Annotated in this window: 10 protein-coding genes and 2 pseudogenes; 7 read left to right on the top strand and 5 right to left on the bottom strand. The window is 69.8% G+C overall.

All coding sequences use genetic code 11. The annotated features are described in order from the left end of the window. Together MU407_RS09785 and MU407_RS09780 are read left to right on the top strand one after the other, a co-directional pair. Positions 1-351 (top strand): annotated as a pseudogene (locus tag MU407_RS09785) (hypothetical protein); the annotation flags it as partial. A 114-nt stretch (positions 352-465) separates the two neighbouring features. After that, positions 466-4,248, top strand: a pseudogene (locus tag MU407_RS09780) (lamin tail domain-containing protein); the annotation flags it as partial. Between the two features lie 470 nt (positions 4,249-4,718). Here the strand turns inward: MU407_RS09780 and MU407_RS09775 are convergent. Further along, positions 4,719-5,558 (bottom strand): aldo/keto reductase, encoded by an 840-nt coding sequence (locus tag MU407_RS09775; protein ID WP_246956992.1) that lies wholly within the window; start codon positions 5,556-5,558, stop codon positions 4,719-4,721. Between the two features lie 107 nt (positions 5,559-5,665). Here MU407_RS09775 and MU407_RS09770 point away from each other — a divergent pair, with 107 nt between their 5' ends. From MU407_RS09770 to MU407_RS09760, 3 genes are all read left to right on the top strand, one after another. Then, positions 5,666-5,923 carry a hypothetical protein gene (locus MU407_RS09770; protein WP_246956990.1) on the top strand — a complete coding sequence of 86 codons (258 nt, stop codon included), beginning with the start codon at positions 5,666-5,668 and terminating at the stop codon, positions 5,921-5,923. 79 nt (positions 5,924-6,002) lie between these two features. Then, complete coding sequence (locus tag MU407_RS09765; protein WP_246956989.1) at positions 6,003-7,544, top strand: LssY C-terminal domain-containing protein; 1,542 nt, start codon at positions 6,003-6,005, stop codon at positions 7,542-7,544. A 141-nt stretch (positions 7,545-7,685) separates the two neighbouring features. Beyond that, complete coding sequence (locus MU407_RS09760; protein WP_246956987.1) at positions 7,686-9,782, top strand: PhoX family phosphatase; 2,097 nt, start codon at positions 7,686-7,688, stop codon at positions 9,780-9,782. A gap of 153 nt (positions 9,783-9,935) precedes the next feature. Here the strand turns inward: MU407_RS09760 and nhaA are convergent, their stop codons facing one another. The 4 genes from nhaA to MU407_RS09740 form a co-directional block, all read right to left on the bottom strand. Next, entirely contained in the window at positions 9,936-11,258 is a 1,323-nt protein-coding gene (gene nhaA / locus MU407_RS09755) for a Na+/H+ antiporter NhaA (protein WP_246956984.1), read from the bottom strand. Further along, positions 11,255-12,679 carry a sodium:proton antiporter gene (locus MU407_RS09750; RefSeq protein WP_246956982.1) on the bottom strand — a complete coding sequence of 475 codons (1,425 nt, stop codon included), beginning with the start codon at positions 12,677-12,679 and terminating at the stop codon, positions 11,255-11,257. Before MU407_RS09750 ends, nhaA begins: the two co-directional genes overlap by 4 nt. Positions 12,680-12,982: 303 nt before the next feature. Further along, positions 12,983-16,927, bottom strand: coding sequence for a phosphodiester glycosidase family protein (locus MU407_RS09745; protein WP_246956980.1), 3,945 nt, complete (start codon positions 16,925-16,927; stop codon positions 12,983-12,985). Between the two features lie 142 nt (positions 16,928-17,069). Then, positions 17,070-18,350 (bottom strand): hypothetical protein, encoded by a 1,281-nt coding sequence (locus MU407_RS09740; RefSeq protein WP_246956977.1) that lies wholly within the window; start codon positions 18,348-18,350, stop codon positions 17,070-17,072. Positions 18,351-18,681: 331 nt separating this feature from the next. Here MU407_RS09740 and MU407_RS09735 point away from each other — a divergent pair, with 331 nt between their 5' ends. Together MU407_RS09735 and MU407_RS09730 are read left to right on the top strand one after the other, a co-directional pair. Then, positions 18,682-19,038, top strand: coding sequence for a hypothetical protein (locus MU407_RS09735; RefSeq protein WP_102235724.1), 357 nt, complete (start codon positions 18,682-18,684; stop codon positions 19,036-19,038). A gap of 71 nt (positions 19,039-19,109) precedes the next feature. Beyond that, the gene (locus MU407_RS09730; protein WP_246956974.1) at positions 19,110-21,179 is read left to right on the top strand and encodes a prolyl oligopeptidase family serine peptidase; all 2,070 of its coding nucleotides are present in this window, start codon (positions 19,110-19,112) and stop codon (positions 21,177-21,179) included. The last annotated feature ends 33 nt before the right edge of the window (positions 21,180-21,212 follow it).

The following is a 21,212-nucleotide window of genomic DNA, read 5'->3' as shown; positions in this document are numbered from 1 at the left end:
GGACCATGTAGAATAAGCCCTAAGACTCCAAGGGGGTTATGTGGAGCAGATGAGCATACTATAGTAGGTAGAAACTTTGCAAGAATGGTTGCTGGTGGGACAGCTGCCCATTCAGACCATGCTAGAGATATAGCACATACATTAGCATTAGCTGATCCAAATGGAAACTATAAAATAAGAGACGAAGCTAAGTTAATTACTTTAGCTAAAGAATGGGATGTAGAGACAGAAGGTAGAGATATCTATGATGTAGCTCATGAAGTGGCAGAAATTGCATTAATGGAATTTGGAAACCCTTTTGGGACATTAAGATTCACAAGGAGTGTCGTCGGCAGCGTCAGATGTGTGTAGGAGACAGGCTGACATCTGGCCTGCGTATACCTGGATGGGCGCGCTCCCACGCCCCCGTGGGGCACTGCTGCCGGTGCGCGCCGATCCCGCTCCGCCTCTCCCCCGAGGACCGTCATGTACCCCTCCTCCCCCAGCGCCTCTCCAGGCTCCAGCTCTGGCCCGCGCCGCCGCACCGCCCAGCACCCCCACGCCCTACGCCTGGGGGCCGCCGCGCTGCTCGGAGCCACGCTTGCCCTGGCCCCCGCAGCACTGCCCGCACCTCTCCTGCCCTCCCTGGCCCCGGCCGCGCAGGCCGCCCCGGCTACGACCTGGCCGCTCGTGGTCACGGAGATCGCGCCGGACAACGCCAGCCATGACGACTTCGAGTTCATCGAGGTCACGAACTCCTCGGAGCAGGACGTCACGCTCGGCGAGGGCGGGCTGTCCCTGGCCTACATCTACGCCGATTCCGACGACCGCGCGAAGGACGTGCCGCTGCAGCTCGAGGCGCCGCTGACCTTCGCCCCGGGCGAGACCGCGGCGCTGTGGCTGAGCTACGAGACGGACACCGTCGACTCCTTCGCCCGCAGCGTCGAGGACTTCCGCGCCCACTGGGGTGCGGACCCCGATACCACCGTGGTGCGCGTGACCGGACAGCCCGGCATGGCCAACGGCGGCAACCGCGGCGTGCGGATCCTGGACGCCGACGGCGCGGAGGTCTCACGCTCCTTCTACCCCTCCGGCTCCGCCGCCCCGGACCAGACCATCCAGTTCCGCACCCCGGCCGATGCCGCCGTGACCAGCATGGATGTGCTCGCCACGCAGGCCGCACCGACGCCCGGCACGGTCGATCCGGCGCAGCTCGAGGACCGCGCCCCCGAGCCCGAGGACCCCGAAAACCCCGAGGATCCCGAAAACCCGTCGGACCCTGAAACCCCCACCGACCCGATCCCGGGCCCCGCCGGCGACTCCCTCGTCGGCCACCTGCAGATCACCGAGCTGGTGCCGGACAGCACGAACGTCGACGGCGCGGACGGGTACGAGTTCATCGAGGTCACCAACGTCACCGATACCGCGATCGACCTCTCCCACTACGAGCTGAACTACCTGTACACGAACGACGGCGTGACCATGACGAGCTCCGCCGTGTGGCCGATGGTCCCGGGGGATCTGGTGCTCGAGCCGGGCGCCTCGCTCGTGGTCTGGGTGAAGAACGAGAAGAACGACGCGCTGACCGCCAAGGACTTCGCGGCGCACTACGGCGTGGAGGAGAGCTCCCTGCTGCTCGCGGAGACGTTCGTGAGTGGCATGGCCAACGGCAGCGGCCGCGGCATGGAGATCCGCACCAAGGCCGGGGACAGCGTCCACCGCGTCTTCTACAACATCTCCGGCACCGACGACACCGTCGCTGACCAGGGCATCCAGTACGTCGTGGACCCGTCGGACTTCTCCCGCGGAAGCCTGGACCGCCTGGAGCCGGCGACCCCCGGCACCGTGGCCCCGGACCAGATTCCCACCGAGCTGGTGCAGGTCCCGGCCGACACCACCGCCCCCGTGGTCGAGGACCGCACCGCGAACGAGTTCACGCCCGGCGAGGACGCGGTGATCTCGCATGTGGCCACCGATGATGTGCAGGTACGGGAGGTGACCGTCCTGCTGCGCGACAGCTCCGGCGGGGATTTCCGCCCCCACACCGTGCTGCGCACCGACGGCGACCGCTTCGACCTCTCGATCCCGGCCACGGACCTCACCGGCAAGCGCTGGTTCGAGTACGCCGTGGTGGTCTCCGACGGGGTGAACGAGACCCGCACCGAGACCGTGCGGGTGCCACTTAAGGGCGTGGACCAGGGACCGCTGCGGATGAACCTCGAGGACGGGCAGTACGTGGCGGGCACGACGACGGTGTCCGTGGCGGGGGATGCGCATCCGCCGACGGCGAGCGTGTGCATCGACGGCACGGACGTCACCGCCTCCCCCGCGCTCGAGGCAGCGCCGGTGTTCGCCTTCAGCGCTTCGGCCACCGATGCGTTCTTCCGCAACGGCGTGCTGGTGGACGACGAGGTGCTGCACATCTTCGACGAGGGCTTCTACGCGAACTGGGAGACCGTGGATGCCGCGGTGCCGCTGAAGCACATCACCCCGGGTGAGACGCTGCAGGTGGATATCGCGGCGGGCACGAAGGCAGCGCCTGGCCCGGACCCGGATGAGAACAACGACGACTTCACCGTGCGGGATGTGCGGCTGATCCTGCCCGACGGCCGCACCCTGCGCGCCGCCGGCTACGAGGACCCCGACAAGATCCTCGCGATGGGTGATTCGGCCGGGAAGATCGAGGTGCTCGAGGCGCGTTTCGACATTCCCGACGATGCGTACACCGCCCTCGCCCACGCCTGGGACACCACCGCAGTGGCCGATGGCGAGCATGTGGTGTGCGGCTATGACCAGGACGGCAACCGTGTGGAGCGCACCGTGGTGGTGGACAATACCGCCCCGGAGATCACGAGCCCGCTGGTCGAGGGTGCGCTCATGCAGGGCACGTTCACCCTGGATGCTGAGGTGACCGATGCCGGCAGCGGCGTCGAGGCGGTCCGCGCCACGCTCGACGGTGAGGAGGTGCAGCTCGGCGAGGAGGTCTCGAGCCTGATCCTCGAGCCCGGCGAGCACACCTTCGAGATCACGGCCCGCGACGCAGTCGGCAATGAGTCCACGCACACCGGCACGTTCCGCACCGATGAGGAGAACCCGAGCGTCGAGGCGCTGACCGAGGACGGCGCCACGGTGCCGGTGTGCGAGGACCCGTCGGCCGCGGTGCGCGTGAGCGACCCCTCCGGTGACCCGATGGACGTGTCCTTCCGCGCCGGGACCACATCGTCCCTGGCCGATGGGACCGTGCGCGGCAGCGCCGGGACCGTGAGCGACGCCGATCAGGCCGAGCGCACCGGGGCCGAGCTCGTGGCCGGGGAGCCGACTCTCGGCGCCGGGTCCGCTGACGGCTCCGGCCTGCCGTTCCACGCCTTCACCACCGCTGTCCCCGAGAACGCCGGGGAGGACGCGGAGGTGCGTCTGACCTGGTCGGGGACCGCTGATGCGGGGGCGCGGGTGCGTCTGCTGGTGCAGCAGGAGGATGGCGGGCTCGAGGAGGTCGCGGTGGCGTTCGCTAAGGCCGATGGGTCCGTGTCGCTCGAGGCCGTGGTCCCGGCGGCGGGCCATGTGATCGACGGCGAGGTCCAGGCGGTGGTGCAGCATTCGATCGGCTGGGCCGACGAGGACCTCTCCACCCGCGATACCGCCGTGACCCCGGCGCATCCGGAGGACACCCCGCGCGATGAGTACGACTTCACGCTGGCCTGGGAGTCCGACACCCAGTACTACAACGAGGAGTTCTACGACCACCAGCTCGCGATCCACCAGTACGTGCTGGATCAGCGGCGGAACATGAATATCCAGTACCTGTTCCACACCGGCGACATCGTGGACAACTGGGACCAGCCGCACCAGTGGGCGAACGCCGATCCGGCCTACGACATGCTCGATGAGGCGGGCCTGCCCTACGGCGTCCTGGCCGGGAACCACGACGTGGGCGGCGCGCTCGAGGACTACTCGCAGTACGAGAAGTTCTTCGGCGAGGACCGCTACGCCGGTAACCCCTGGTACGGCGGCTCATACGAGAACAACCGCGGGCACTACGACCTGTTCAGCACCGGCGGGCACGACTTCATCGTGGTCTCGATGGGCTGGGGCCCGGATGACGCGGCGATCGACTGGATGAACGAGGTGCTGGCCGCCTACCCGGAGCGCACCGCGATCATCAACCTCCACGAGTACATGCTGACCACGGGCGGGCTGGGCCCCATCCCGCAGCGGATCTACGACGAGGTCATCGCCGTGAACCCGAACGTCTCGATGGTCATGAGCGGCCACTACCACGACGCCTACACGCGCGTGGACGGCTTCGATGATGACGGGGATGGGGCCGACGACCGGCAGGTCACGCAGATTCTGTTCGACTACCAGGGTCTGCCGGAGGGCGGCCAGGGGTTCCTGCGCCTGATGCACTTCGACAACGCGGGCGGGCGGATGATCTCGCGGACCTACTCGCCCTCGCTCGAGCAGTACAACGCCGATGACCCGACGCTGCCGCTCGAGGACCAGGAGTTCACGATCCCCTACGCGCAACTGGGGCTCGAGCCGCAGGCGAAGGAGCTGGTCACGGACGAGTTCACGGCGGATGTGCTCTCCGCCGTGGAGTTCGGGGCGGTGGAGGATGCCGCCTCCGGGTCCGCCGGGGGGGGGGGGGGGGGGGGGGCGGGGGCGGGGGGGGGGGGGGCGCGGGGCGGGCGGTGCGGTTCGGGAGGCGCCACGGCCCCTGGCGCCCCACGCCCCAGGGATCAGAACGTGATGGTCTTCGGGTCAGCCCCGATCCGTCCCTCCACGCCCTTGTCCAGCGCATTGATCGCCTCGACCTCGTCCTCGGCGAGCATAAGATCGGCCGCAGCGAAGTTCTCCACGATCCGCGAGGCCGTGACCGACTTCGGGATCACCACGATGCCCTGGGCGAGGTGCCAGGCGATGATCACCTGGGCCGACGAGGCGTCGTGCTTCTGCGCGATCTCGGTGATGACCGGGTCGGACAGCTCGGCGCCGGCGGTCGAGCCCAGCGGGCTGTACGCCTCGGTGACAATGCCGAGCTCCTCGTGGATCGCGCGCAGCTCCTTCTGCTGGTGGTAGGGGTGCAGCTCGATCTGGTGGATGGCCGGGGTGACGCCGGTGGCGTCGATGATCTCCCGCAGCTGCTCCTCGGGGTGGTTTGAGACGCCGATCGAGCGGGCCTTGCCGGCCTGCTGGATCTCGATCAGCGCCTTCCACGCCTCGACGTACTTGTTCTGCAGGGGCTTCGCCCAGTGGACGAGGTAGAGGTCCACGAAGTCCAGGCCGAGCTTGCCCAGCGAGGTGTCGATCCCCGCGAGCGCCGCATCGCGGTCGTGGGAGTCGTTCCACAGCTTGGTGGTGATGAACAGGTCCTCGCGCGGCACCCCGGAGGCGGCGATCGCCCGGCCGGTGCCTTCCTCATTGCCGTAGATGGCGGCGGTGTCGATGTGGCGGAAGCCGGCGGCGATGGCCTTCTCGACCACGTCGGCCGCGACCTCGTCCTCGACCTGCCAGACGCCGTAGCCGAGCTGGGGGATGGAGTGTCCGTCGGAGAAGCGGATGGTGGGGATCTCAGTCATGGGCTCCACCCTATGCCCGCCCTCCGACACGCTGAAAACCCGGCGTCCTGCCGGATCGTCCTTATCGGTGATGGTCGGTTCTGACACCTTGTCATAACGCTCTGGGCATGAAGAGCATGAGCCCCGCGCGCCTCGGGATGACCACCGCCCCGGACCCGCGCCGCTGGAAGGCCCTCACCGACTCCGCCGGGTCGACAATCCCAGCCCTGTATGCCGAGGGTGCTCCAGATGTGGTCATCGCCCAGCTGGGAGCCGTGTTCACCGATGCCGCACGCCTGTCCATGGTCGGCGCGGGAATGTTCCTCCTCGCCGGTCTGGTCGGTGCGCTCGCGGTGCGCCGCGCGGAGCTTACGATGGCCCCATGACCTTGGCGGAGACGGACCAGATGCGGTGTGCCCGCGCCGTCTCGCACCCCCATCGGCCCCATGCCGTGCGACGCGCCCGATGACGCCCCGCCGCCCCGCCTCCCGGGTGCCGCTGGACCGCCCGATCGCTGCTGAGCCCCCGGCCTACGACCACGACGCCGGACACAACCACAACCGGCGCCGCCTCGAGATCTACACCCTGCTGGACAACGGCTTCATCGCCGCGGGCGTGGTGGTCTCGGCGTGGCTGGCGCTGATCTACCTGGTGGAGGGCTTCTCCCTCACGCCCATCCGCCTGCTGTACCTGCTGGGGTTCTGGCTGCTGCTGACCTACATCACGCTGCCGCGTCTGCACCAGGTGATGACCCGCATCTACCTGCCTGACTACTTCTTCGGCCGCACCCGCACCTCCGAGGGCGTGCTCTCGGATCCGATCAACATCGCGCTGGACGGCCCCGAGCGGGACCTGCACGTGGCGCTGCGCCGGGCCGGCTGGGTGCTCGCAGAGGAGCGCACCCTCGCCTCGGCGTGGGGGATGGTGCGCTCCACGCTGCTGCGCCGCTCCTACCCGTCGGCCCCGGTCTCTGACCTGTACCTCATGGGGCGCCGCCACGACTTCACGTACCAGCAGGAGGTGGGCGGCACCACCGCCAAGCGCCACCATGTGCGGTTCTGGCGGATGCCGCCCGATTTCGTGCTGCCGGGCGGGCACCGCACCGACTGGGTCGCGGCCGGCACCTACGACCGTGCCGTCGGCTTCTCCTTCTTCACCTTCCAGTTCACCCATCGCATCGACGAGAACATCGACGTGGAGCGCGACTACCTGGTGGACACGGTGCGCTTCGCCGACCGGGCGGTGGATGTCGAGGTCATCAAGGAGTTCTCCACCTCGTACCACGACCGCAACGGGCAGGGGGACCGCTTCCGCACCGACGGGGATCTGCCGGTGATCGACGTGACCGGCGCGGCGTCGCGGTCCGATGGGGCCAGCGCCATGATGCTCTCGCGGCATCGGCCCACCGGCACCTCGGTGATGAAGGCCCGGGCGCGGGCGGCGGGGCAGTCGGCGTGGGCGGTGGCGCGCCGACAGCCCAGCGGCAGCGATGACCTGCACACGCAGTGGCAGGACACGATCGACGATGTGCAGGAGGCGATCGCGCGGGCCTCGGATCACCATCTGCCGCCGGCGACGGTGCTGCTGACCGGCGCGCTCGCCCTCACGCAGGCGATCCTCGTGGCTGCCCAGTGGTTCGCGGTGCTCTCCGGCACGGACCTCACCCGCTGGGCTCCGGACCTGGGGCTCGCACTGCCGGAGCCCGAGCAGCTGCCGCTCGCCACGGGGTTCGCGGCGGTGCTGGTGCTGCTGTTCATCGGGGTGCTGCGCCGCAGCCGCTGGTCCCGCATCAGCCTGATGGCCCTGTTCACCGTCGACGCCTTCGCGCGGCTTGCGCTCGCATCCTCGATGAGCGGGGACGTGGCGCATTCGCTGCTGGTGGGCGCGGGGGCATCGGCCCTGGGCGTGATGGCGATCAGCTCCGACGCCTCCCGGCAGTGGGTCCAGACCCAGCGCCTGGATCGTCGCCAGCGCACGGACGAGGACACGGGGCCGACGGTTCCTTGACCTGCGCTCCGCCGTTCCTGGCGGTGGTGTTCATGCGCTGTTCCCTCTCCGGTGGGAACCCTGTCACCGCGCGGGCGCAGTGTGCTGGGGCTCGTGCCCGCCTCGCGGCGTGGCGAATCGACTGCGAAGGACCCCTCTCCCATGGCTCTGATCGATCTGCCCCTGCTGATGAAGGACTCCGTGCGAGGCAAGCGCTCGGCCGTGACCTGCGCGCTCAAGTGCGCCAGCCAGTGTGCGTTCGGCCCCTGCAACCACAGCGACAACGAGACCTTCCGTGACATCGCCTCCGCTGCCCTGACCCGGCGCGGCGTGCTCGGCGGTTCCACCGCGGCGCTGGCGATCGCGCTCGGTGGCACCCAGGGCGCCCTCGCCGACGGCAACGGCAAGGGCAAGGGCCACGGCCACGGCAAGGGCAAGGGCAAGGGCCACGACAAGGGCCACGACAAGGGGAAGGGCAAGGGGAAGTCCGGCGCCCTGGCCCCGAACGGCACCAAGCTGCGCTTCGAGGCGATCTCCCCGGTGGACGCCGAGGTCGATGAGTTCACCGTGCCCGAGGGCTTCGCCTGGCACCCGATCATCCGCTGGGGCGATCCGCTGTTCGATGACGCCCCCGAGTTCGACTGGGACGCTCAGAGCGCCGAGGCGCAGCGCCTCCAGTTCGGCTACAACAACGACTACACCGAGATCCAGGAGATCCCGGGTTCGCACGGCAAGCGCGCCGTCATGTTCGTGAACCACGAGTACACGAACGAGCCGATCATGCTGCCGCCCACCACCGACGCCGAGGACGCGACCATGATCGGTATGGCCGCCCATGGCCTGTCCGTTGTGGAGCTCGAGCGCAAGAACAAGAACTTCCCCTACCGCTACGTGCGCGGCGCCGAGCTGAACCGCCGCATCCACCTCGATGACGACTACGCCCTGACCGGTCCCGCCGCCGGCAGCGACCTGCTGAAGACCGTCGATGACCCCGAGGGCCGCACCGTCCAGGGGACGCTGGGCAACTGCGCCGGCGGCCTCACCCCGTGGGGCACGCTGCTGTCCGGCGAGGAGAACTTCCACAGCTACTTCCGCTCCGCCGGCACCAGCGAGGCCGAGCAGCGCTACGGCCTGGCGGACCGCGCCACCGCCCGCGGGTGGGAGAACGTCGAGGAGCGCTTCGACGCCCGCACCGAGGGCTACGAGAACGAGCCCAACCGTTTCGGCTACATCGTCGAGGTGGACCCGTGGGATCCGACGTCGACCCCGAAGAAGCACACCTCCCTGGGCCGCTTCAAGCATGAGGGTGCCAACGTCATCGTCGCCGAGGACGGCCGTGTAGTCGCCTACTCCGGGGACGATGAGAAGTTCGACTACCTGTACAAGTTCGTCTCCCGCGACTGCTACATCGAGGGCGACCGCGAGCACAACATGACGCTGCTGGAGAACGGCGACCTGTACGTCGCGCGCTTCACCGGCGACTCCCCGGCCGCGGAGATCGACGGCTCCGGTGAGCTGCCGGCCGATGGGGAGTTCGACGGCACCGGCGAGTGGCTGCCGCTCGTGCTGGACGGCGAATCGGCCGTCCCCGGCTTCACCGTCGAGGAGGTGCTCGTGCACACGCGGCTCGCGGCCGACGCCGTTGGTCCCACCAAGATGGACCGCTGCGAGGACGTCGAGCCGTCCCTGCATACCCGCCGCGTCTACGTGGCCTGCACCAACAACTCCGACCGCGGCACGGACGGCAAGGCCGGGGCCGATGAGGCCAACCCCCGCACCGAGAACCGCGACGGCCACGTCGTGGAGATCGACGAGCAGGGCGACCAGACCTCCACGACCTTCGCCTGGAACCTGCTGCTGGTGTGCGGTGACCCCGCCCAGGGCGATGTCACCTACTTCGGCGGCTTCCCCGCCGAGAAGGTCTCCCCGATCTCCTGCCCGGACAACCTGGCCTTCGACGCGGTGGGCAACCTGTGGATCTCCACCGACGGCCAGCCCTCCGGCATCGGCTTCAACGACGGCCTGTTCCGCGTGACCCTGAACGGTGAGGCACGCGGACGTGTGGAGCAGTTCCTCTCGGTCCCGCGCGACGGCGAGACCTGCGGCCCGATCATCCGCGACGAGGACCGCTCCGCCTTCGTGTCCGTGCAGCACCCGGGTGAGGACGGCGAGTGGGGCGCTCAGCGCTCGTACTTCCCGGACTACGACGGCCGCGGCCCGAAGCCCACCGTGGTGCAGGTGCTGCCAGCGAAAGGCTGATCACCGCCGCGCACCGACGACGCGAACCGGCCCCGGGAGAGCTCTCCCGGGGCCGGTTCTGCCATGCGGTGGGGCCGGCAAGCGCGTCGGTGATGTGAGGCGCGAGGTCACGCACAACCCCGTCGGCCCACTGCCTGTCGGCCCTGTGCAGACTCAACCGTCGGCACCCCAGTCGGCGCCGCGGTCATACCCGTCGGACTCCGCCCCGGACTCGCGCTGGAGCCGCGCGTACATCCGGTTGCGGGGCACGAGGATCGCAGCACCGACCACGGCGGCGAGGGCCGAGGCGGTCAGCACGCCCACCTTCGCCCAGTCATACATGACATCGCCCGCCTCGAAGCTCAGCTCCGAGATCAGCAGCGACACGGTGAAGCCGATTCCCGCCACGGCCGCCATGCCGATCATGTCCGGCCACTTCAGCTGCGAGTCCAGCGTCGCGGAGGTCAGCTTCGTCATGAGGAACGAGGTGCCCACGATCCCGATGATCTTCCCGCCCACGAGGCCGATGATGATGCCGAGCGCGACCGTGGACTGCCAGGCCTCCAGCAGCCCCGACAGACCGCCGACGGCGACCCCGGCGCTGAAGAACGCGAACACCGGCACCGCGATCGCGGAGGAGAAGGGGCGGATGCGGTGCTCGAGCGTGTGGGAGAGCGAATGCTGCTTGCCGTACTTCGAGATGCCCTTGGTGGGAACCATGAAGGCGAGCGCCACGCCCGCGATCGTGGCATGCACCCCGGAGTTCAGGAACAGCACCCAGGTGATGAACGCCAGCGGCGCCAGCAGCACCCAGGCCGTCCAGTAATGCTTCTTGAACAGGGCCTCGTGCTTGGTGGTCAGCCACCAGAACAGGGCCAGCGGGATGATCGCGAGCGCGAGGAACCACAGGCGCAGGTCAGAGGTGTAGAAGATCGCGATGATGGTGATGGCGATGAGGTCATCGACGATCGCGAGGGTCAGCAGGAAGGTGCGCAGCGCGGGCGGCAGCGCGGAGCCCAGCAGCGCCAGGATCGCCACTGCGAAGGCGATGTCGGTTGCGGCGGGGATCGCCCAGCCGCCGATGGCGCCCTCGGGACCGGCCAGGTTGATCAGGGCGTACAGGATCGCCGGCACCGCCACACCGCCGAAGGCGGCGGCCACGGGCACTGCAGCCTTGGCGGGGGAGCGCAGGTCGCCCACCACGAACTCCTGCTTGAGCTCAAGGCCGGCGAGGAAGAAGAACACGGCCAGCAGGCCGTCGGACGCCCAGTGCGCCACGGACAGCTTCAGATTGATGGGCCCCAGCTCGAAGCCCAGGTAGGTGTCGCGCACGGCGAAGTACGCGCCCTCCAGGGGCGTGTTCGCGAACAGCAGCGCCAGCACGGTGGCGATCAGCAGCAGCGCCCCGCCGGGGATGGCCCGGGTGACCCAGTCCTCCAGGGGGTGGCGTTCACGGAATGTCCCGTGTTCGAGGATCCGGCTCGATGGTGTGGTCATGGACTGATCTCCTGGGAGTCGGGGACGGGGTCAACAGGCTGCAGGGCAGCACCGGCGCGGAGGTTCAGGCCGGCGCGCAGCAGAATGAGGGCCACCACGAGGGCGCCCAGGGCCTTGGCCCACAGCGGATCGGCGATGAACAGCAGCAGCATGGCCAGCAGCACGGGGGCCAGGTGCACGAAGGCTTCGCGCACGTAGCCGAAGAACGCGGGCATCGCCACGCCCCGGTTCTCCGCCACGGACTTGACCATGAAGTTGGGGCCGTTGCCGATGTACGTCATGGCGCCGCACAGCACGGCGCCCAGCGAGATCGACACCAGCAGGGATTCGGGCACGTTCGCGATCCGCGGGTCGCCCGGCACCTGCGTGGCCATCTCGAAGAACGTGGCGTAGGTGGGGGCGTTGTCCAGCACGGCGGAGAGGCCTCCGGTGAAAAGGAACAGCGTGATCTCGTTCAGCGGGAGGCTGGGGGCGGCGCCGCGCAGCACCTGCAGCGCTGGCACCATCGTCACGAAGATGCCGATGAACAGGGCGCCGACCTCCGCGATCGGTGCCCAGGAGAACTCGTTCTCCTCATAGCGCACGCTGCGCGACCCCAGCAGCAGGGACGCCCCGGCGGCGGACAGCATCACCAGTTCGCGCCACGGCACCCAGTTCAGGCCCTCGATATGCCCATGGCCGACGGCGTCGATGTCCAGGGAGGGCACGAGCGCGACCGCCACGATGATCACCGCGAACCAGATGAGGTTGATCGCTCCGCCCAGGCGCAGCGGCGTGCGCTGCGTGGTGTCCAGGGCGATCGCCTCCGGCGACTCCTTGGCGTGCAGCCGCCGATCCAGCGCCCAGTAGGAGATCAGCAGCAGCGCGTTGACGAACAGCCACTGCGGCAGCAGGTTGAAGGTCCAGGTGAACGGCACCCCGCGCAGCATCCCGAGGAACAGCGGCGGATCCCCGAGCGGGGTGAGCAGCCCGCCGCAGTTGGCGACGATGAAGATCGTGAACACGACGGTGTGGGCGCGGTAGTGACGCTGGGAGTTGGTGGCGAGGATCGGCCGGATCAGCAGCATCGCCGCTCCGGTGGTGCCGATGAAGCTCGCCAGCGCCCCGCCTACGGCCAGGAAGATCGTGTTCGTGCGCGGCGTGGCGGGAAGATCACCGCGCAGCACGATCCCGCCGCTGACGGTGAACAGCGCCAGCAGCAGCACGATGAACTGCACGTATTCGATCAGGGCGTGGGCCAGCAGCTCAGGATGCGCGGTGATCAGCAGGCCGATCGCGACGGGCACGGCGAGCGTGAGGGCATACAGCAGCTGGTTGCGGGGCCGCTCCCAGTGATGCGCGAGCTGCGGCACGAGCGGGAAGATCGCGATGCCCAGCAGCATCGCGATGAAGGGCAGCAGGGTCCAGGCGGGGAAACTCATCACGGTTCGCGCCACCTTCCGGGGAGAGCCGGAAGGGTTCCGACGGCGACCGTCCCCCACGACGTCGAGGAGAACAGGCGGGACCGCACACCGGCGCACGGGTACAGAGCATGCAGAGCCATCGGTGTCCTTCACGTGTCATGGGCGGCGGGGGTGCGTCGTTCACCCCTGTGCCGACCAGACTTCCCGGCTCTCCGCGGGTCATCCTCTCATGGGGCCGACGCAGCGCCCGGGACCATGATCCGAACGTGAGCGGTGCAACGCCGGTCCGGGGCGCGCTGCGGGCGCCCCGGACCGGGCACCTCAGCCGATGCTCCGGCGGCGCCGTGCGAGCAGAACCCCGAGCGTGATCAGCACGATCGCTGCTGCGGCCAGCGGCAGCAGCTCCGCGCCGGTGCGGGCCAGGGGGCCCTGCCCGGGCGTGTGGCCATGCTCACCGCTCCCGGCGGGTGGGGGTGCGGTGCCGTCGGATCCGGTGGAGCTGTCGGGGCCGGAGCTATCGGAGCCGCTGCCGGGCTGCTCATCGGCCGTGCCGTCCCCGTCGGTTCCGCCATCGTTCCCCGAGCCGTCGCCCTCGGACCCGTCGTCCTCGGAGTCATCGCCGGGGCGGCTGCCCTCATCGCTGCCGTCCCCGTCCTCGCCCGGCGCGTCGTCATCCGGCGCCTCGGGATCCTCGGGGTCCTCCGGCTGCGGGCCGGGGCCTTCGCCCGCTACGTGCACCACGTGCTCGGCGGTCCGGCCGTTGACGGTCACGGTGATGACCGCCTTTCCGGGGCGCAGGCCCGTGATCTCCCCGGTTGTGGGGTTCAGGCGGATCACGGCCGAGCGATCCACCTGCTCGCTGGCAGCCATCGTGTTCATCGCTGCCTTGGCGTCCGCGCCGGAGCTGTCAACCGTCCCGGTGCCGTCGTCGATCTGCACGCCCTGCCCGCCCCACTGGGCGGTGACCGGCCAGGCCACCGGCACCTCGCGGCCGTCCTGCGTGAAGCGCGCCGAGACCTCGCCGACCTCGTCCACGCGCAGCTGCGCGGTGCCGTCGGCGCTGATCTCATCCACCCACGGGCGGGTCTCCGCCGCGAGCCACGCCACCCGGTCCGCCGTCGTCGGATTCGAGCCCACAAGGCCGGCGCCCGGGCTGATGCCCAGCATCGTCCAGCCGGTGAAGCCGCCCGTGGCCGGGGTGCCCGCCGGAGACTTCCCGGAGTTGCCGTTGATGAGGTAGGTGACGCCCTCCACCGCGGAGCCGTGGAACACGCCCACATGCGCGTTCACCACCGCGACGGACTTGCCGCTGCTGCGGCGGAACTCCGCCAGCTCCCGCTCGAGGGCCCGCGCCTCCCGCTGATCGGACAGCTGGCTGAGGGCGCTCGGCAGCGGATCGGCCGGCGGATGGTGGAAGAACACGACCGCGCCGGTGAGGGTGTCGGATTCGGCCACCTCCTCGAGCTGCCGCTCGAGCTCGCGCAGCTGATCCAGGCCCTCATCCTTCAGCGAGCCGGTCGCGGTGTTCAGGGTGATCACGCGAGTGCGCCCTAGGGTCCGCTCGGTGGTGGTGTCCCCGAAGGCATCCTCGAAGTTCGAGATCGCCCCGCCCATGATCTCGTGGTTGCCCGGCACGTAGATGTACGGGATCTCGGGATCCCACTCCTCATCGAGGATCTGCTGGGCGAGCTTGAAATCCTCCGGGGAGGCCTCATCCACGAGGTCGCCGTTGATCACCAGCAGATCCGGTCGGGCCTCGCGGATCTCCTGCAGGGTGCGCCGCGCCCCGGCGACCGCATCGCTGTCCGGGCTGGTGGCCACGAACTGCGCATCGCTCATCACGGCGATCCGCTGCGGGCGATCCTCCACCGTGCCGTGGGTCAGCAGCGCCGGGTCGTGCACCGTCGGCACCGGCGCGGTCTCCACCGCCGGAGTGGTGATGGCCTGCAGGTTCGCCACCGCAATATCGCCTTCGTACTGCGCCTCGGGTCGGGTCTCCATGATGCGGATGCGCTGGACCGTGAGCGGCTGCGGCAGCCCCTCGGGGACGGTGAAGCGGACCGTCTGCCAGCCCTCCCCGTCCAGGTGGTCACCGTCGAGGTTGGTGACGGTGCCGTTGCCGTCAGCTACTTGCAGGCGCGGCCACGCACCGGTGCCGTCCGCGCGCACGTCCAGGGTGAAGGCCAGCGTCGTGCCCTCCACCGTGGCCGGCTCGTTCGCCACCAGGTAGAAGCCGCGCGTCGCGGACGAGGTGGTGAAGTCGTAGGTCATGCCGATCGCACCGCCGGCCTCACCGTCCGGGCCCTCCGCCGCGGTGATCTCACCGGTCGCACGGGCGGTCTCCGTGGTGAAGGCCGAGGGATCGGTGAGGTCCAGAACCTCGCTGACCTCGGTGCCGAAGGTGAGGGCGACGGTCGTGCTCAGCTCGCCCACACGGAAGGTCACCGTGCCGCTCTCGCTCTCACCGGTGGCCCGCACCTGCCACGTGCCCAGGCCGTCATCGGTCACGGTGAAGCCTCCCTCCACCGCGACCTCGACGTCCGCACTCTCGATCCGGGCCCGCCGCCCATCGGCGTCATAGCCGGTCAGCGTCAGCTCCGCGACCTGCTCGGCATCGGGCAGGTTCACCGCCCGTTCGCTCGCGCGCATCCCGATCGCCTCCCCGAGGACCCGCAGCTCAGCGCGGTCCTCATGGGCCCCGACCGTATAGGTCACGGTGCCGGAGCCGGGCGCGGCGCCCGCCACGCGGACGCTGGACTCTCCGGCCTCGGCCAGCTCAAGGGACCCGGCGGCGGTGAACTCGCCCGCCGCCATCAACGGATCCAGGTTCGCGCCCAGGCCGGTGCCCGTCAGCGTGCGGTGCAGGCCCGGGAACACCGCATCCTCGCCCTCGAGCGCGAGGTCCAGCTGCACATCGGACAGCTGCTCAGCGGGGGCGTCGGAGTAGAACACGAGGGCGTTCGGAACCTCGCGCACCTCCCCGTCCGACGGCGTGTTCCACACCTGCTCGCCCTTCGCACCGGCGGCGCGGGCCACCATCGCGGAGGAGCCGCCGCCATCGAGGTTCACGGCATTGTGGGCGCCCATGTCCGCCAGCAGCTGCGCCAGATCCGGCAGCGTCATCCCGGCGGAAGCGTTGCTGCGACCATCGAGCACCAGCACGAACAGCTCGGAGCCGTCCCGGCTGATACCCACCGCGGTGCGGGGATGCACACCGGTCGCCAGCGGGTCATCGCCCAGGTCCGCCACCTGCCCGTCCACGAGGATCTGGTGGGATCCGGCGATGCCGAGGTCCACGTCCTGATCGGGGCCGATCGCGATATCCACGGCTTCGCCGACGGTCAGGGCGGCGACCTGCTCGGCGCCCGCCTCCCGGCCGATCAGCAGCTGCCCGTCCGCCGGGATCTCCGGGTCACCGGTGCCCTCCTGCACGGGCGTGACCGCGGTGACGACGCCATCGACCACGGTCGCGACCGCGACCTGCTGCGAGAGCTCATCGGGGGCGCCGACGGGCCGATCCAGCGTGTACTCGCCCCACGCCGGGGTGTACACGCCGATGCCGTCCTGCGGCAGGGACGGGTTGTTGACCCCCTCCAGGGCGCGTACGGTCCCATCGGCCAGCGTCAGCTCCCCGGCGGCGGAGAGCGCCTGGATCGCGGCACGGCCATCGGCCAGGGTCAGGGCGGGCATCGGCTCGGCGGTGCCCACCCGTACGCCTTGGGAGGAGACGGATGTGTTGATCGGGGCGTCGGAGTGGTTGATGTCGAAGAAGGTGCCGTTCACGGCGGCGACGGCCTGCTGTCCGCGCGCACCCGAGCGCATCACATCCTGCAGCGGGGCGCGGCCGGTGACGGTTCCGTCATCGACCACGTCCATGCTCAGCGTCTGCTCGGTGAGATCCGCGGTGAGGACGCTGCCCTCCATCCAGCCGCCATCCTCGAGCCGCGAGAACGTGGTGAGGTCCAGTCCCGGCGCCACCCGGTAGGAATCCGCCTCCCGCAGCACACCGCCGCGAGACAGCTGCTCATCGGTGACCTCCGCGCCCGCCGGAGCGAGAGTGAAGGTCGACAGCGCCGCCGGCAGCAGCAGCGCGAACGCCGCGACCAGGGCCAGCAGGCGCGACTGCGGCGAGACAGCGCGGGGAAGCGGCGTGGGCGCAGCGGTGGGGAGGGGGCCGACGGAATCGCTCGACGCCGTGGGCGCGGCGGGGGTGTCAGCGCGGCAGGGCTCAGCGGGAGAGGGCAGGGGAGGGGTCAGCTCGGGCATAACGGCTTCCGACTCGCGGGGGAGAAAAGGGTCCCGACGAGCTTACGTGGCGTGCGTCACGCCGCGGCGGCGTGCAGGTGAACTATGCGTAACCGGTGGAGCGGGGTGGTGTCGGCACGCTGGCCGCGCCGCCGCGGGGCTCTCACATCTCGGAGAGGCTGACGCCGATCCCGACGTCCCGGATCACCACGGAGCCATCCTCGGTGCGCGCGAGGACGAGATGGACGCCCTCGCTGTTGAACTCGTACGGGTTATCCGCATGCTGGATGAGGCACACGGTGTCCCCCGGGAACGTGTCGTACATCGGCGTGGGCCCGCCCGCGACGAATTGCGTGTACGTGATCATGCCGCCGGAGCGCAGGTAGTACGGGCCGGCCATGATCTTCCCGCTCGGATAGGCGTCCAGGAACTCGCCACCACCGATGATCTCGCAGGATCCGACATGGGCCCCCACCGGGAAGAGATCCGCGCGCCCGAGGCGGAAGCTCTCGTCCTCGATGAACCTCTGGTCGGTGCGTCCCTCGGCAAGGTCCGGTGCCTCACCGTCGATGAAGAAGTCTCCGGCCGATGGGTCTCCCGCGGCGAGCAGATCCACCACGTGCTGCACATCTTCGATGGCGGGCGGGCGGATGTCCTTACCGCCCGCATGCAGCACCGCGTCCTGATGCACCATCTTCTCGCCATCGAACTGCCAGGTCATCGTGGCGCTGCCGGAACTCTTCGATGCGCCATCCGGGCCGTCACCGAAGACGGCAATCTCCTCCTCCTCATAGGTGAGGGTGTCGCCCTCCGTGGAGATCGAGGTGATGTGCATGCGACTGTCGTGCCACGGCCCGGGGTAGTTCTCGATATCCATCGGATCCGCGTACCCCACCAGCTGCAGATCCGCGTCATACACCCCGATCGCGTGCGGTGTGCCGGAGCCGCCGTTGTAGCAGTCGATGTGGATCGCGGCGAGCTCCTCGGTGGGGGTGGAGAGAATGTGCACCTCATCGCCCAGGGTGACCTTCGACGTCGGAGCTCCTGGCGTGAGCACCCCGTCCGTGAACTGGGCGGGCGTGGTTGTGTAGTCCAGCCCGCCCCATGCGCCGTCGCCCCAGATGAGGTCCGCGCATCCCGGGGGCAGCATGAGCGCGGCCTCGTGCAGCTGCTCCACGGTCGGTGCGGGAGTGATCTTCGGTTCAGGGTCCTCGGTGGGCTCCGCCTCGGCCTCCTTTGTCGCCTTCGCGCCCGCTGCTGCGTCCTCCTCCGCCACGGTGGGCGCCCCGCCGCCATCGGATGCAGCAGTTTCGGCCTCGGCAGCGGCAGGCGGGTTCTCATCGGTGTCAGCATCGCCGCCGCACCCGGTGATGACCAGCAGCATCGCTGCGGCAACGGCGGTGAGGCGGCGGGAGGTAGAGAAGGGATGGCGAGGGGTGCGCATGACGACTCCTGTGGGATGACATCGATGTCACGGCCGACCGGGCACCGCGGACCATCACGGCGGTGAGGGACTGGGGAGGGCAGCTCGACGCCAGGGTACGTCCGAGGGCAGACAGATGTCCGGGACCCTCGGCTCTCCGGGGCTTTTGGCGAGGACCAGGCTCCGCTGCCTCCGCGAAGCGAATTCGCTCGACGTGGCGGGGGCGGCCGCGTATCCTGCTGGGGCTCCATCGATGACCCCACGGAGGTTCCATGACAGCGGCCTGATCTGGCTCTCGGTTGACGTTTCCCCGGGTGAACTATGCCCGGCGTCACCCGAGAAGGAGAAGATCATGGAGCATCGACAGCAAACCTCCGCGACCGCGCAGACCTTCCTGCCCGCGCAGGGACAGTTTCCGGTCACCCGCCGCCTCGCCAAAGACCCCGCCACCGCCCAGCGTCTGAGCAACGCCCTGCGCACCGCCACCGATGAAGTGCGGGCGCGGCATGTGCGCGAGTGGTGCGCCCGGGACGACGGCGCCTTTCCCTCCCGCGCGGCGGCCTCCCGCGAAGCGGTCCAGGAGCTCGAGGTGCTGTGCCGAGCACTCGGCGGCCTGCACCGCATCACCGTCGCGGACATCGAGTTCGGTGTCCGCACGATGCGTCCGCCGCGGGAGTTCGACTATGGCGATGACTGGTTCCTGCCCTGATCGGCGCAGGTGGCGGGCTCGCATCCCCTGAACCCGCCGCCGCGCTGCCGCCCAGCCCCTACCCTGGGACCATGGTCACGACACTGCCGTACGGATGCTGGCCCTCGCCGATCACCGCCGAGCTGCTGGCCACAGGAGGCACACGCCTGGGCGCCCCGCAGCTGGTGGGCGATCACGTGTGGTGGACAGAAGGGATCGCCACCGAAGGCGGCCGCCAGGCGATCGTGCACACCGCCGGGCCCGTCGGATACATCGGCGCCCACCATGAGGCCGAGGTGGTCACCGTGCTGCCCGCGCCCTTCAACGCGCGCTCGCGCGTGCACGAGTACGGCGGTGCCAGCTGGACCGTCGTCTCCGGCACCGACCAGGACCCCGATGGACCCCTCGTCGTCTTCGTGAACTTCGCCGACCAGCGCGTCTACGCCCTCCGGGAGGGTCAGGAGCCGCAGCCGCTCACCCCCGTCGGCCCCGAGGTGCCCTCCGCGCACGGCCCCTCCCTGCGGTTCGCCGAACCCACCCCCGTCATCCTCGAGGGCGGCATCGTCGAGGTGTGGTGGGTGTGCGAGGACCACACCGGCGGCGAGCAAGGGCCGCGCACCGGGGCCGACGGCGCCCCGCACATCGAGCGGTACATCGTCGCGGTCCCGCTGGACGGCAGCGCCGCCGAGGACCCGTCGGCCCTGCGGCGCATCACGCCCTCGAGCCGCTTCGTGGCCGCCCCGCGCCTGAGCCCCGATGGCACGCAGGTGGCGTGGATCAGCTGGGAGCATCCGCAGATGCCATGGGACGGCACCGAGCTGCACGTCGCCCCGCTCGTGGCTGGCAGCGTCGGCGAAGGCCAGGTCATCGCCGGGGATACCGGCACCTCCGTGCTGCAGCCGCAGTGGTTGGACGCGGAGCGTCTGCTGTTCCTCTCCGACGCCTCCGGCTGGTGGAACCCCTGGCTGTGGTCCGCGGCCGATGGTGCCCGGCAGGTGCTCGAGCTGGATCAGGAGTTCGGCGGGCCGCTGTGGGCGCTCGGCACCACCTGGTACCGCGTGCTCGATCCCGACACCGCCCTGGTCACCTACGGGCGGGCCGCCACGCAGCTCGGCCTGCTGCGGATCTCCACCGGGAAGCTCTCGGCGCTCGAGCTGCCGCTGACGGACATCGGCACCGTGCAGCTGCGCGAGGACGGGCTGCTGGTCCTGGCCGGTGCGTCCCCGACCGCGTTCCCCGCGATCTGGACCGCGCGCCTGGATCGCGACCCCGCCCAGGTGCGTGACCTGCAGGTTCTGCGCTCCTCCCGCGCCGACGCCCCGGACCCGGCGGTGCTGCCCACCTCGGAGAGCATCGAGGTGCCGCTGCCGGACGGCGGGGTGGTCCACGCGATCATCCACCGCCCCCACCAGGAGGGACTCGCCGGGCGGGACGGGGAGCTCCCGCCGTTCATCGCCCGCGTCCACGGGGGGCCGACGGGGCATGTCTCGCCTGTCCTGAGCCTCCCCACCGCCTACTACACCTCCCGCGGCCTGGGCGTCGTGGACGTGAACTACGGCGGCTCCACCGGGTACGGCCGCGCCTACCGCGACCGCCTCAAGGGCCAGTGGGGCGTCGTCGACGTCGCCGACACCGTCGCCGTCATGGAGCACCTGGTGCGCGAAGGCATCGCCGACGGGCAGCGCCTGGCGATCGAGGGCGGCAGCGCCGGCGGCTGGACCACGCTCGCATGCCTGACCCGCACGAGCACCTTCGCTGCGGGCGCCTCAAGCTTCGGCGTCGCCGAGCTCGAACGCTTCCGCCTGGACACCCACGACTTCGAATCCCGGTACATCGACGGGCTCGTGGGCCCCTACCCCGAGCGGCGCGACCTGTACGTGGAGCGGGCACCGCTCAGCCACGTCGACGAGCTCGAGGTGCCGGTGCTGCTGCTGCAGGGCGATGAGGACCGCATCGTCCCGCCCAGCCAGTCCGAGCTGGTGCGCGACGCCCTCGCCGCCAAGGGTATCCCGCACGCCTACCTGTTGTTCGAGGGCGAGCAGCACGGCTTCCGCAAGGCCGAATCGATCATCCGCGCCACGGAGGCCACGCTGTCCTTCTACGGGCAGGTGCTGGGATTCAGCCCCGCCTGCGTGCCCGTGCTGGAGCTCGAACGCGGCTGACCCACGGGCGGGCGCCGCGCACCGGAGAGGACG

This window comes from Brachybacterium sp. Marseille-Q7125 (genome assembly GCF_023062615.1).
Classification (GTDB): Bacteria; Actinomycetota; Actinomycetes; order Actinomycetales; family Dermabacteraceae; genus Brachybacterium.
The sequence above is the reverse complement of the archived record's forward strand: the minus strand, read 5'-3'. Positions and strand labels throughout refer to the sequence as shown.

Excerpts from the sequence above, each read along its gene's own strand:
- MU407_RS09740 (WP_246956977.1), bottom strand. The coding sequence starts at position 18,350 with ATGCGCACCCCTCGCCATCCCTTCTCTACCTCCCGCCGCCTCACCGCC.
- MU407_RS09745 (WP_246956980.1), bottom strand. The coding sequence starts at position 16,927 with ATGCCCGAGCTGACCCCTCCCCTGCCCTCTCCCGCTGAGCCCTGCCGC.
- nhaA (WP_246956984.1), bottom strand. The coding sequence starts at position 11,258 with ATGACCACACCATCGAGCCGGATCCTCGAACACGGGACATTCCGTGAA.
- MU407_RS09775 (WP_246956992.1), bottom strand. The coding sequence starts at position 5,558 with ATGACTGAGATCCCCACCATCCGCTTCTCCGACGGACACTCCATCCCC.
- MU407_RS09735 (WP_102235724.1), top strand. The coding sequence starts at position 18,682 with ATGGAGCATCGACAGCAAACCTCCGCGACCGCGCAGACCTTCCTGCCC.
- MU407_RS09765 (WP_246956989.1), top strand. The coding sequence starts at position 6,003 with ATGACGCCCCGCCGCCCCGCCTCCCGGGTGCCGCTGGACCGCCCGATC.
- MU407_RS09730 (WP_246956974.1), top strand. The coding sequence starts at position 19,110 with ATGGTCACGACACTGCCGTACGGATGCTGGCCCTCGCCGATCACCGCC.
- MU407_RS09770 (WP_246956990.1), top strand. The coding sequence starts at position 5,666 with ATGAAGAGCATGAGCCCCGCGCGCCTCGGGATGACCACCGCCCCGGAC.
- MU407_RS09750 (WP_246956982.1), bottom strand. The coding sequence starts at position 12,679 with ATGAGTTTCCCCGCCTGGACCCTGCTGCCCTTCATCGCGATGCTGCTG.
- MU407_RS09760 (WP_246956987.1), top strand. The coding sequence starts at position 7,686 with ATGGCTCTGATCGATCTGCCCCTGCTGATGAAGGACTCCGTGCGAGGC.